The 12,686-nt window shown below is 71.7% G+C and carries 8 protein-coding genes; 5 read left to right on the top strand and 3 right to left on the bottom strand.

The annotated features are described in order from the left end of the window. The 4 genes from gcvH (at position 1) to AB0M73_RS21010 (ending at position 5,617) form a co-directional block, all read left to right on the top strand. Positions 1-384 carry a glycine cleavage system protein GcvH gene (gene gcvH, locus AB0M73_RS21025; RefSeq protein WP_043721688.1) on the top strand — a complete coding sequence of 128 codons (384 nt, stop codon included), beginning with the start codon at positions 1-3 and terminating at the stop codon, positions 382-384. Next, positions 381-1,652: a serine hydroxymethyltransferase gene (gene glyA, locus AB0M73_RS21020; RefSeq protein ID WP_304413671.1), complete on the top strand. Its 1,272-nt coding sequence runs from the start codon at positions 381-383 to the stop codon at positions 1,650-1,652. Before gcvH ends, glyA begins: the two co-directional genes overlap by 4 nt. A gap of 298 nt (positions 1,653-1,950) precedes the next feature. Then, entirely contained in the window at positions 1,951-4,779 is a 2,829-nt protein-coding gene (locus AB0M73_RS21015; RefSeq protein ID WP_363892762.1) for a BTAD domain-containing putative transcriptional regulator, read from the top strand. Positions 4,780-5,227: 448 nt separating this feature from the next. Then, positions 5,228-5,617 (top strand): hypothetical protein, encoded by a 390-nt coding sequence (locus tag AB0M73_RS21010; protein ID WP_363892760.1) that lies wholly within the window; start codon positions 5,228-5,230, stop codon positions 5,615-5,617. Here AB0M73_RS21010 and AB0M73_RS21005 read toward each other — a convergent pair. Beyond that, positions 5,598-6,149, bottom strand: a complete 552-nt coding sequence (locus tag AB0M73_RS21005) for a TetR family transcriptional regulator (RefSeq protein ID WP_363892758.1) — start codon at positions 6,147-6,149, stop codon at positions 5,598-5,600. The two genes, AB0M73_RS21010 and AB0M73_RS21005, sit on opposite strands and share 20 nt — an antisense overlap. 79 nt (positions 6,150-6,228) lie before the next feature. Between AB0M73_RS21005 and AB0M73_RS21000 the strand changes: the two genes are divergently transcribed. Beyond that, on the top strand, positions 6,229-7,347 hold the full coding sequence (locus AB0M73_RS21000; RefSeq protein ID WP_363892756.1) for an FAD-dependent monooxygenase: 1,119 nt from the start codon (positions 6,229-6,231) through the stop codon (positions 7,345-7,347). Here AB0M73_RS21000 and AB0M73_RS20995 read toward each other — a convergent pair. Then, complete coding sequence (locus AB0M73_RS20995) at positions 7,330-9,660, bottom strand: hypothetical protein (RefSeq protein WP_363892754.1); 2,331 nt, start codon at positions 9,658-9,660, stop codon at positions 7,330-7,332. The two genes, AB0M73_RS21000 and AB0M73_RS20995, sit on opposite strands and share 18 nt — an antisense overlap. 40 nt (positions 9,661-9,700) lie before the next feature. Continuing rightward, the gene (locus AB0M73_RS20990) at positions 9,701-12,676 is read right to left on the bottom strand and encodes a BTAD domain-containing putative transcriptional regulator (RefSeq protein WP_363892752.1); all 2,976 of its coding nucleotides are present in this window, start codon (positions 12,674-12,676) and stop codon (positions 9,701-9,703) included. Between the last annotated feature and the right edge of the window lie 10 nt (positions 12,677-12,686).

Below are 12,686 nucleotides of genomic sequence, written 5' to 3'. Positions count from 1 at the left end.
ATGAGCACCATCCCCGACCACCTTAGGTACAGCGCCGAGCACGAGTGGGTGGCGGTCTCCGACGGCGTCGCCCGCATCGGCATCACCGAGTACGCCGCCGAGCAGCTCGGCGACATCGTCTACGCGGAGCTGCCCAACGAGGGTGACGCCGTGACGGCGGGCGAGCCGTGCGGCGAGCTGGAGTCCACCAAGTCGGTCAGTGACCTGTTCTCGCCGGTCAGCGGCGAGGTCGTGGCGGTCAACGACGCGGTCAAGGAAAGCCCGGAGACCGTCAACTCGGACCCGTACGGCGACGGCTGGCTGTTCTCCGTGCGCGTCGACGGCGACCCCGACGACCTGTTGGACTCCGATGCCTACGCCGCCCTGATCAAGGAGGGCGAGTGACGCCGGTCGAGCTGACGGCGTCGCTGCACGAGCTCGACCCGGAGGTCGCGGCGGCGGTCGACGCGGAGCTGGGCCGGCAGCGCGGCACGCTGGAGATGATCGCCTCCGAGAACTTCGCGCCGCTGGCGGTGCTGGAGGCGCAGGGCTCCGTGCTGACCAACAAGTACGCCGAGGGCTACCCGGGCCGGCGCTACTACGGCGGCTGCGAGCACGTGGACGTCATCGAGCAGCTGGCCATCGACCGCGTGAAGGCGCTGTTCGGGGCCGAGCACGCCAACGTGCAGCCGCACTCGGGCGCGCAGGCCAACGCGGCGGCCATGATGGCGCTGCTGAGCCCGGGCGACACCATCCTGGGCCTGGACCTGGCCCACGGCGGGCACCTGACGCACGGCATGCGGCTGAACTTCTCCGGCAAGCTGTACAACGTCGTGGCCTATCACGTGAGCGAGTCCGACTACCACGTGGACATGGCCGAGGTGGAGCGCCTGGCGCAGGAGCACCGCCCCAAGCTGATCATCGCCGGCTGGTCGGCGTACCCGCGGCAGCTGGACTTCGCCGAGTTCCGGCGGATCGCCGACTCCGTGGGCGCGTACCTGATGGTGGACATGGCGCACTTCGCCGGGCTGGTGGCCGCCGGACTGCACCCGAGCCCCGTGCCGCACGCGCACGTGGTCACCACGACCACGCACAAGACGCTGGGCGGCCCGCGCGGCGGCGTGATCTTCTGCGAGCAGGCGCTGGCCAAGAAGATCAATTCAGCGGTGTTTCCCGGCCAGCAGGGCGGTCCGCTTGAGCACGTGATCGCCGCGAAAGCGGTCGCGTTCAAGGTGGCGGCGTCCGAGTCGTTCCGGGAGCGGCAGCTGCGCACCCTGACCGGCGCTCGCATCCTGGCCGAGCGGTTGCTCGGTGACGATGTGGTGGCGGCGGGCGCGACCGTGCTCACCGGCGGCACGCAGGTGCACCTGGTGCTGGTCGATCTGCGCAAGTCCGAACTGGACGGGCAGCAGGCCGAGGACCGCCTGCACGACATCGGGATCACGGTCAACCGCAACGCGGTGCCGTTCGACCCGCGGCCGCCGATGGTGACATCGGGTCTGCGGATCGGGACCCCGGCGCTGGCCGCGCGCGGATTTGACGACGAGGCCTTCCGGGAGGTGGCCGACATCGTCGCGCGGGCGCTCACGCCGGACTTCGACGCGGCGGCGCTGCGGGCCCGGGTGGTGGCGTTGACCGAGCGCTTCCCGTTGTACCCCACCATCCCCGCCTGACTGTCTCAGAGTTTCCTGTGAAGGGGGCTTTTCTCCACAGCGTGGAGAAAAGCCCCCTTCGCCATTCCCACTGGTACGAATCTCTTTCACCTTTTCCTGACCCGCCAACGGTTCTGGTTGTGGCGATCCTGTTGTCGCTACGATCGGCCCGTTCCCCCCGTGGGGCGCGGTGTGATACGACGAGCGGGGAAACGCCTCGGTAAGTGGGAACAAGACACCCCGTCCGTCGCGTTGACCGCCCCGGAACTGGCAGTGCGGAGCGGCCGAGCCCACACTGGTCGCGCGAACAGGAGGTCAGATGCCCGTCCCCGAGACCGATCCCGGCTCGACCATCAGGGTCGAGGTGCTGGGACCGGTGCGCGCCTGGCGCGGGGACGTGGAGATCGATCTCGGCGCGCCCCGACAGAGAGCAGTGCTCGCGGTGCTGGCCAGCAACGCCGGCCGCGCGGTGTCCCGCACCGAGCTGATCGACTCCGTCTGGGGCGAGCACCCGCCGGCCAGCGCCGAGGGCAGCGTCCACACCTACATCGCCGGCCTGCGGCGGGCCCTTGAGCCGGACCGCACCAACCGGGCGCCGTCCCAGGTGCTGGCCAGCGCCGGCTCCGGCTACCTGCTGCGGCTGTCCGAGGACCAGGTCGACCTGACGGCGTTCGAGACGCACATCGCGGCCATGCGCCAGGCCGGGACCGACACGCAATGCGCGCTGTCCCACGTGGAAAGCGCCATCTCGCTGTGGCGGGGCGCGCCGCTGTCGGGCATTCCCGGCCCGTTCTCGGAGCTGGAGCGGACGCGGCTGGCCGAGCTGTACCTGACCGCCGTGGAGCACCGAGCCTCGCTCATGTTGCACACCGGCCGGGCCACCGACGTGGTGGCCGAGCTGTCGCGGGTGGTGCACGAGCATCCGTTGCGGGAGAAGCTGCGCGGGCTGCTGATGAGCGGCCTGTACCGCTGCGGGCGGCAGGCCGAGGCCCTTGAGGTGTACGCGGAGACGCGCCGGACGCTGGCCGACGAGCTCGGCGTCCAGCCCGGGCCGGAGCTTCGCCGTCTGCACGCCCGAATCCTGGCCAACGACCCCGATCTCGCCGACCGCGCGCCCCGCCCGGCCGCCGCCCCGGCGGCGCCGCTCGGCGGGCCCGTCGTGCCGGCGCAGCTGCCCCACGACATCAACACCTTCACCGGCCGCGACACGGAACTCGCGCTGCTGCGCCGGCATCTGGACACCACTGAGCGCGGCGTGCTGATCGCGGCCATCGACGGCATCGCGGGCATCGGCAAGACCGCGCTGGCCGTGCATTTCGCGCACACCATCGCCGGGCGTTTCCCCGACGGCCAGCTGTACGTGAACCTGCGCGGCTTCGACCCCAACCAGCCCCCGCTGTCGGCCATCGACGCGCTGGGCCAGCTGCTGCGAGGCCTCGGCGTCGAGGCGCACCAGGTGCCGTCGGCGGCCGAGGAACAGGCCAGCATGTATCGCAGCCTGATAGCGGGAAAGCGCATTCTGGTCGTTCTGGACAATGCGGCCAGCACCGATCAGCTGCGCTCGCTGCTGCCCGGCTCGCAGACGTGCATGGTGCTGGTCACCAGCCGCAACCGGCTGGGCGGCCTGGTGGCGCGGGACGGGGCGTACCGGATCACGCTGGACGTGCTGTCCGCCGACGAGTCCCGGGAGCTGCTGGTGCGCAGCGTCGGCGAGGAGCGGCTGACCGGCTGCCCCGACGCGCTGGCCACGCTGGCCGACCGCTGCGGGCACCTGCCCCTGGCCCTGCGGATCATCGCCGCCAACCTCGCGGCCCGGCCGCACATGACCGTGAACGACCTGGCCGAGGCCCTGTGCCACGAGCAGGACCGGCTCGACGTGCTGTCCTCCCCCGACGACGAGACGACCGCGGTGCGAGCGGTGTTCTCGTGGTCGTACCACGCCTTGAAGCCCGAGGCGGCGCGCACGTTCCGGCTGCTGGGCCTGCATCCCGGGCCGGAGATCGGCACCGCGGCCGTGGCCGCCCTGAGCGAGGCCCCGCTGGTGGCCACCCGGCGGATGCTGGACGGCCTGAGCAGCTGTCACCTCGTCGAGGCCATCGGTCGCGACCGCTACCGGCTGCACGACCTGCTGCGCGTGTACGCCACCGAGCGGGCGCTGACCGAGGAGCCGCCGGCCGAGCGTGCGGCGGCGACCGGGCGGCTGATGTCCTGGTACCTGCACACTTCGGCCGCCGCCGATCGCGTGCTGATGCCGCAGAACCGGCCGATTCCGCTGGAGCCGGTGCTGGAGCACTGCGAGCCGCTGGCCTTCGAGGCGTACCACCACGCTTTGGCCTGGCTGGAGCAGGAACGGGTCAATCTCGTCGCCGCCTGCCTGGAGGCCGGCCGCATCGGCGATCACGAGACGGGCTGGAAGCTGCCCACCGCGCTGGTGTACTTCCTGGAGCTGCGCTCGTACTGGGAGGACTGGATCGCCACCCAGCAGGTGGCCGTGGCCGCCGCCCGGTCGCTCGACGTCGCCGAGATCGAGGCGTTGGCGCTGCGCAGCCTGGGCAACGCGTACTGGCGGCGCAACCGGTACGACGAGGCCATCGGCTGCTTCCAGGAGGGCCTGGGCATCACCCAGCGGCTCGGCGACCAGCAGGGCACCGCGACCCTGCTGTACGACATCGGCGCCGCCTCCCGGCTCGGCGACGAGTCGCTGCGGCACCTGAGACAGGCGCTGGAGATCTTCAGCGGCCTCGGGGACCGGCGCTACGAGGGCATGACCCTGGTCAAGCTGGCCCGCACCCACCGCAACCGCGGCGAGGTCGAACAGGCGCTGGAACACCTGCGCCAGTCGCTGGAGATCGTGCACGAGCTCGGCGACCGGCGCTGCGAGGCGTTCGGGCGGTCGGAACTGGCCCGCATCCACTTCGATCTGGGCAACTACGGCGAGACCCTCAGCAACGCCCGCTGGGCGTGCAGCGTGTTCCGTGAGCTCGGCGACCGGCACGGCGAGGCCTGCGCCCTGCACGTCTGCGGCACCGCCCTGCAGGCCAGGGGCGAGCTGCCCGCGGCCCGCGAGACCTATCTGGCCGCCGCCGCCATCTTCGCCCAGCTCGGCGACCCCCGCGCCACCGAGATAGCCGCCCTCCTCGCCGCCTGACCCCCGCGAGTCACACCCTCAGACCCACCGAACGCCGGTTTCAGGCCCACCCCCGCGAGTCCCGCCCAGCGTCACACCGAAACCCGGTTTTCTGCCGTGCCCCCGACAATCCCGGGCGCGCCCAGACCCGGCCCCCGGTCGCCTTCGCCTAGCTCCCGGCTCATGCAGGGAAGGACGCCTTACCCGCGTTGGACGAGGGTAAGGCGTCCTTCCCCGCATCGTGTCCGTTGGCCGCCAACCCAAGGAACGGCTCGGCCCTCCAAAAGGGGCCGAGCCCGCGACGCCGAAGGCGGCGCCAAAAGACGCTGAACCACACGGTTCCGGAGTGCGTCGTGGTGGTCGGGCGGTGGTAATCCACCGCCGGTACGACGGCCGGGTGGTGCGACTCCTCCACGCCCCCCACCGTGCTGCCCGGCCCTCGTACCGTCTCGGCGGAAGGACGCACCCCATGACTGTGCTCGACTGGTCGGTATCCGTGTTGACCGTGGGAGATCCGGTCGAGGCGATCGGGATGCGGGCCGGGTTGGGCGCGGAGGTCAACTCGATGCTGTCGATGGCGATGCTGTCCGGGCCGGTCGTGGCCTACGCGGGCACGCCGGAGCGCTGGGTCTTCCTGACGGCGTCGGCCACGTCGACCTCGAACACGGTGCTGGCCGACCTGGTCCGGCTTGGGGTTGGGCTGTTCCCGATGGGGTCGCTGATCGCCTTGCCGTGCAACGACAATCTCGGCACGGCCCGCTGGATCAACCGACCGGTGCCGCACAGGCCGCTGCCGCCGTGGCAGGCGGTGGTGGCGGCGGTGCGCCGCACCTCCTCGGTCAGCTCCGGCTGGCTGTGATGCCGGCGATGATCAGGTCGAGGCCGGCCTCGAAAGCCTTGTCCCGCAACGCCCGCTGACCCGGCTCGGCGGGGTGGCCGTCGCGTGACTGCTCCTCGATGGCGAAGCCGTTTACGTAGGCGAAGGTCGTGTCCACGGCGACCAGGGCGTCGGACTCGGCGAACCCGGCGGCGGACAGCGCGCCGACGAGGCGGCGCCAGAACATCTGCGCGGTCTCGTCGGCCGGCACCAGGTAGGTGGCCATCAGCCGGGCCCCGTCGCGACGGGTCAGCACGGTGGCCCGTGCGCCGACGGCCGCGTACCGGAGCATCCCGGCCCAGTCCTCGGGCACATCTCCCTCGATGCCGGCGTCGAGCGTCAGCCGGGCCACCATGGCGTGCAGCAGCGAGCGCTTGCTGTCGAAGTGCCGGTACAGCGCACCGGGCTGCACGCCGAGCTTCTCGGCCAGCTTGCGCGTGGTCAGCGCGTCCAGACCCACCTCGTCCAGCAGGTCAAGCGCGGCCGCCAGCACCTCGTCCCGTCGCGATGTCACGCGGAACAGCTTGCCATCCCGGTCGACGTGAACTAAGTTCACGTGAACTTAGTTCACATGGTTCGGAGGGGGAACGGTCATGAAGGTCGTGGTCATCGGCGCCGGACTGGGCGGCCTGGCGCTGGCCCAGCGGCTGCTCGACGCGGGCATCGACGTGCGGGTCTACGAGCGGGACAGCGCGATCGAGGCCCGCTTCCAGGGCTACCGGATCGGTTTCGGCGCCGAGGGGCTCAAGGCCCTCTACGGCGCGGTCCAGCCCCGGCTCTACCCGCTGCTGGAGGCGGTCAGCGGCCTGGTCGAGAACACCGGCCGCGTGGTCGACTCCCAGCTCAACGTGCTCGGCGAGAAGGAGCGGGACGACGACGAGGGCCGCATGTACGACCGGAACGTGCTGCGGCACCTGCTGATCGCCGGCCTCGAAGAGCACCTGCGGTACGACATGAAGCTGGACCGCTACGAGGAACTGCCCGACGGCCGGGTCCGGGCCCACTTCGCCGACGGCACCACGGACGACGCCGACGTGCTGGTCGGGGCGGACGGAGCGGGCTCGACGGTTCGCCGGCAACTGCTGCCACACATCGGCATCCACGATCTCCCGGTGTACGGCGCGATCGGCCGCACCCCGATCGACGGCTTCGAGCACCTGATCCCGGGCTGGAGCACGATGGTCAGCGCCAGGAACGTGCAGCTGATGCTGGGCAAGATGAAGTTCCAGCGACCGCCGGTGCAGGCGGCGGCCGAGCTGGCCCCGGACGTGACGCTGCCGGACACGCCCAGCTACATCCGCTGGGTGCTACTGCTGCCGGGCACGCCGGAAACCCTTGACCTGCAACCGGTTCTCGACCTGATGGCGGACTGGCACCCGGACCTCAAGGCCCTGATCGCCCACGCCGACGTCAACAACAGCGGCGTCTCCCCGATCAAGGAGGGCGACCCGATCGAGCCGTGGCCGACCCGGGCCGTCACGCTGCTCGGCGACTCCGCGCACCCCGCGCCGCCCGGCGGCCTCGGCGCCAATCTGGCCGTGATCGACGCGGAACTGTTGGCGGACAAGCTGATCGCCGTGCGCGACGGCCACGAGGACAAGCTCGGCGCGCTCGCCGGCTACGAGCGGCAGAGCTGCGAGAACGGCCGGATCGGCCGGGAGAGCGCCGCGCAGGTGTTCAAGGACTTCGCCAAGCTACGCGCCGAAGCCTAGCGGCCACTCCAGCGACTCGACGCCGGGATAGTCCACTGTGGACATGCTTTCCCGGTCGGCGACCGCCCGCTCCAGCCGGCCGAGTGACTGCTCGGCCACGTCGTCCTCGACCAGCAGCAGCCGGGTCTTGCTGGCGTACACCACGCGGAACCTGGTGTCCGGCAGGAAGACCACGCGGTCGACGGCATCGCCGATGCCGTCGACCTTGCGGCCGTTGACCGACCACACCACGTACTCCACCGGACCGGGCAGCTCGGCGTCCAGTTTGGATGCCGTGTTGAGGAACGACTTCTCGGTGAAGATGTCCCCGATGTCCAGGGTTTCCTTGCCGTAGCAGAGAACCGCGCCCTCGAACGGCGGCATCCGGCGCAGCCCGGAGACCACGCAGCGCACGAACGGCATGAGCTGGCCCAGCTCGCCGGAGCGCAGCGCCGAGTTGAGCATCTGGTCGGAGGCGACCAGATACATCTGCGCCGCAACGAGATCGGTGACCACCGCCTCCAGCGTCGCGTCCTCGGCCGTGCGCAGGCCCGGCTGCTTGGCGATCAGGCGGAGCACCGCGGCCGCGTGCCCCTCGTAGTTCTCGCCCAGGGTGTGCCGCACCCAGTCCCGCTCGGCCTGGGTGCTGCGCAGGTGCCAGATCGGCTCGGGTTCCGGCTCCGGCTCGGGCTCGGCCACCGGTTCGGGCGCGCCCAGGTCCACGGCCGGGTCGACCTCGTCGAAGGGCGCGCCAGAAGGATTATGCGCTGTGTCGAAGTGCTCCTCGATGACGGCGGTGATCTCCACCTCTGTCTCGGGTTCCTCCCGCGGCGTGGCCATCGCGACCAGGTGTTGCGGCACGATCGCCGTCGGCCCGTCGTCGGAGTGCTTGCCGTGCTCGTCGTCGTACTCGTCGTCGTATTCGAGGTCCTCGTCGTCGATGACCGGCGCCATCTCGACGTCGGTGTCCTCAATCGTCGGCGGCACGGTCTTGGCCGACGCCACCACGGCCAGCGGCCGCGGGGCGGGCGCCGGCTCGGCCGGGGAGTCCTCGACCAGCTGCGAGGCGTCGCTGAAGACGAAGCGCACGGCCCGCTGGGTGTCCGGGTCCAGCCGCGAGTACAGCTCGGTGGCGGCGGCGAACAGCTCCGGCGAGGTCGGCATGCCCGGCACGCCCACCGTGATCCGCGCCCACAGCGGGTCCATCGGCAGCGTGCGGACGGGGCTGTTCTGCGGCGGCTCCGCCGGATCCCGGATCCACAGGCCGCTGTTGACCAGCTCCACGACCGCGCCCTCGGCCAGCTCGTAGACGCCCGGACGCAGGGCCACCAGGCCGCCGACCGGCGGCCGGTGCTCGATCACGCTGGGGGGCATGGCGTTCGGCGTGGTCCGCGGCCAGTAGCCGAGCTCGGTGGTGAACGGCCGCCAGGACGGCTGCCCGGCCGAGTCGTAGGCCACGACGTCGATGCCGTCCGCGCCCAGCACCGGTAGCCCCGAGTAGACGGCGATCCGCTCGCCGACCAGGTCGGCGATGATCTGCCCGATCGGCTCGCCGGCGTAGGCGGTGCCCAGCGGCGCGACCCCGTACGGCGCGATGCGGACCTTGGTGCGGGCCGGCATCGGCAGGGCGGTCAGCAGCGCGCGGATCTCCTCCGGCGGCACCGGTCGCTCCTCCGGCCCGCCGAGCACGATCGTCAGCACATCGGGCCGGCACGGCAGCGCGAACACCGGACGGGCGTGCTCACGGCTCGGGCCCTCGGTCACCGACGGCATGGCGTGCATCCACAGGCCGGCGGGGATGGGCTCGGCGACACCGGCCCGGCCGGAGGCCCACGGTTTGCCCGGCGTCATCGGCTCCCACTCGGGGGCCGGGAACCGGCTGCCCATCGGGTCCGGCGGATGTCCGGGCCGGAATCGGTACCAGCATCCGGCGCCGTGCGAGTCGATCACGAAGGCGGAGCCGCCGGGCACCGGCAGCAGCACGCCGTCCGGCGCTACGACCTCGACCTTCAGCTGGTCGGAAAGCCACTGCGCGGGCGAGCCCAGCTCCCCGCTGCCGGCACGGGAGACCGCCAGCCGGATCGGCCCGCGTTTGCGCAACGCGGCCACCAGCGCGGTCCACACCTCGGGGCCGGAGTCGGGCGGGAAGTCGGCCACCACGACCGTGCGGTCGGGGTCCCCGGGCAGGGCGTTGGCCAGCACCCGGGCCGCCTTGCTCGCGCCGTTGGGGGAGCACACGACGAGCGCGGATCCCACCTGACGGCAGTCGAACTCGATGACTTCGCCCCCCGCATCGGGCCCGTCGCTGATCGGCACACCGTCACACTGCCGCATCCGAGGGAATCTGGCACCCCATTGGGTGGCTTGCGGTACGTCACTTCTTGTTCAAGAGGGCAGAAACCGCCGCCGCCTGGGGCGAGTTCAGCTCTGTCAAGAGGGTCTGGGCGCTCTGCAGGTGCTCGTCGCCCAGTTCGTGCTTGCCCAGGGCGTGCAGGGCCTTGCCCAGTTCGGCCACGGCCATGGCGTGCATGTGGGCGTCGCCGATGGCCTCGCCCAGCTCTCGGGCCCGCGACGCCGCGGCCGCGGCCTGCTCGGCCCGGCCGTCAGCCAGATAGCCCCTCGACAGCATGACCAGGTTGTGGCCCTCGCCGAAGGTCTGCTCGATGCCGAGGCAGACGGCCAGCGACTCCTCCAGCGGGTCGATCGACTCCACGAGACGGCGGAAGCGCTGGTAGACCAGGCCCATCATGAACAGGGTGCGGGCCAGCCCGGTCTCGTTGCCCAGCTGTTCGTGCAGTTCACGGCTGCGCTCGCAGGCGATCATGGCCAGCTCGAACTCGCCGCGCTCGGACTGGGTGCGGCCGATCGTGCCCAGCACGTACGCCTCGCGCACGACGTCGCCGGCGTCGTGGGCCACGGCCAGCGCCTGGTCCAGGTGCGCCAGCGACTGCTCGGCATTGCCCAGCCGGAACTCCACGCTGCCCAGCAGATCCATCGCTGTGGCCAACGCCACGGCGTCGCCGGCCTTCTCGGCGGCGGCGATGGACCGGCTCAGCTGCTCCTGGGCCTCGGGCAGCTGGAACCGCCGCAGGTGCGCCTCGCCCACCTTGCGTCGTCCCCACGCCTCCACCCTGAGGTCCCCGGTGCGCTCCGCGTCCCGCACGGCCAGCTCGCCGATCTGCCCGATCTCGCCGAAGTGCGTGCCGTTGGCCAGATACAGCTCAAGGAACGTGATCAGGTCGACCACGTATTCCGAGGGCAGTTCGGGGTCGGTGAGGAACTGCCGCGCCGACGCCAACAGCGCCGGCTGCTGGTCCTCGAACCACGTGAAGGCCGACTTCAGGTCAGCGAGGTGAATGCCGCCCGCGTACGGCTTCACGCAGAACTTCTCGCGCGGCTGGGCCGGGGCCTGGATCAGCCAGCCCGCGGTCGCCGCCGTGCCGAGGTAGTGGTCGCCGAGGCGGACCATGGCGTCGATCCGGTCCTGTGTGGAGTCGGTCTGCGCGGCCCGCTGGCGTGCGAAAAGACGCAGCAGGTCGTGGTACGCGTAGTGATCCGGCGCGGGGCTGGCCACCATGTTCAGGTCGACCAGCCGCTCCACCACCGGCTCCGCGCTGGGCTCCGGCTCCCCGACGACCGCGGCGGCGGCCGGCAGCGACAGGCCCGGCCCGTCGGCCAGCGACATCAGCCGGAAGGCGCGGGCGGAGGTGGCGTCGAGCTGCCCGTAGCCCAGGTGAAAGGTGGCCTCGACCTCAAGGCTCCCCACCCGTAACTCCGACAGCCTGCCCCTTTCCCGTGCGAGCTTGTCGGCCAGCGAACGAACCGTCCACTGCGGCCGGTCGACCAGCTTGGCCGCGGTGATGCGCAGCGCCAGCGGCAGCCGCCCGCAGGCGTCCACCACCTCGGCGACGGCCTCGGTCTCCTTGCCGGCCCGCTCCGCGCCGATGGTGCGGCTGAACAGGGTCAGGGCTTCCTCGCGGGACATGCCCTCCAGCTCGGCCTGCTCGTCCCACTGCATCTCGGGCAGGCGGCGACGGCTGGTCACCAGCACCGCGCAGGTGGCGGAGCCGGGCAGCAGGTGCTGGATCTGGCGCGCGTCGGCGGCGTCGTCCAGCACGACCAGAACCCGCCGCTGCGCGAGGACCGAGCGGTACATGGCGGCCCGCTCGTCCAGGTCGGCCGGTGTGGAGTTCGGAGAGACGCCGAAGGCCCGCAGGAAGGCGCTGAGCACGTTGAGCGGGTCCGCGGCGTCTGGGCCGGCACCACGGAGGTTCACGTAGAGCTGGCCGTCGGGGTAGTCCTGGCGCACCTGGTGCGCCGCGTGCACCGCTAACGCCGTCTTGCCCACGCCGCCGATGCCGGCGACCAGCGCCCGCGGCGGCGCGGTTCGGTGCGTGCGGGGCGTCAGCATGGCCGTGAGCTTCTTCACGAGCGCCGTGCGCCCCGTGAAGTCGGCGACGTCGGCCGGGAGCTGTGCGGGCGAGACCGGGGCCGGCAGCGGTTCGTCCATGAACGGCACGACCGGCCTGCGGCTGGGCTGGGCCGGCGGCTGTGGCTGTGCGGGCCGCGGCTCGTCCACGGCCAGCAGGCGGTGGTGTAGCTCCCGCAGCTCGGAGCCGGGTTCGATGCCCAGCTCGTCCACCATCACCCGGCGGGTGTCGGTGTAGACCTGGAGCGCGTCGGCCCGCCGGCCGGAGCGGGACAGGGCCTTCATGTGCAGGGCCCGCAAACGTTCGCGGACGGGATGGGCCGAGGTCAGGGCGGACAGCTCCGTGACGGCGGCCGTGTGCCGGCCGAGCGCGACCATCAGCTCCAGGCGTTCCTCCTGGACGCCGAGCACGATCTCGTTGAGCCGGGCCCGTTCGATCACCGCGCCCGGGCCCGGGATGGCCGACAGCGGCTCGCCCTGCCACATGGCCAGCGCCTTGGCGTACCACTCCACGGCGTCGCGGGCGTTGCCCTCTTCCCGCTGCTGGCGGGCCAGTTCCAGGGTCTTCTCGAACTCGCGCAGGTCGTAGGTCGCGGCGCCGACGGCCACCGAGTAGCCGTTGCCGACCGAACGGAGCACGCTGGCCTGGCCGCGGCGGGGCCGCTCCGGCTCCAGCACGCTCCTGAGCATCGACACGTGCGTCTGCACGACCCCATGCACGCTCGCCGGCGCCGACTCACCCCAGACGGCGTCGACGAGCTCGGATGCGGAAACCACCTGGTCAGCCCGCAGCAGCAGAGTCGCGAGGATGGCCTTGCGCTGCGGCGGACCCAGCGTCAGCTCACGGTCGCCACGCCACACCCGGACCGGTCCGAGCAGCGTGAACCGCAGGGGCTCGCTCGTGGTCGAGGTACTCGGCACGCAGCGATTG

It is taken from the genome of Kutzneria sp. NPDC051319 (assembly GCF_040682195.1).
Classification (GTDB): domain Bacteria; phylum Actinomycetota; class Actinomycetes; order Mycobacteriales; family Pseudonocardiaceae; genus Kutzneria.
Note: the sequence above shows the minus strand (reverse complement) of the source record. Positions and strands in the feature narration are given on the sequence as shown.

Excerpts from the sequence above, each read along its gene's own strand:
- AB0M73_RS21015 (WP_363892762.1), top strand. The coding sequence starts at position 1,951 with ATGCCCGTCCCCGAGACCGATCCCGGCTCGACCATCAGGGTCGAGGTG.
- gcvH (WP_043721688.1), top strand. The coding sequence starts at position 1 with ATGAGCACCATCCCCGACCACCTTAGGTACAGCGCCGAGCACGAGTGG.
- AB0M73_RS20995 (WP_363892754.1), bottom strand. The coding sequence starts at position 9,660 with ATGCGGCAGTGTGACGGTGTGCCGATCAGCGACGGGCCCGATGCGGGG.
- AB0M73_RS21000 (WP_363892756.1), top strand. The coding sequence starts at position 6,229 with ATGAAGGTCGTGGTCATCGGCGCCGGACTGGGCGGCCTGGCGCTGGCC.
- AB0M73_RS21010 (WP_363892760.1), top strand. The coding sequence starts at position 5,228 with ATGACTGTGCTCGACTGGTCGGTATCCGTGTTGACCGTGGGAGATCCG.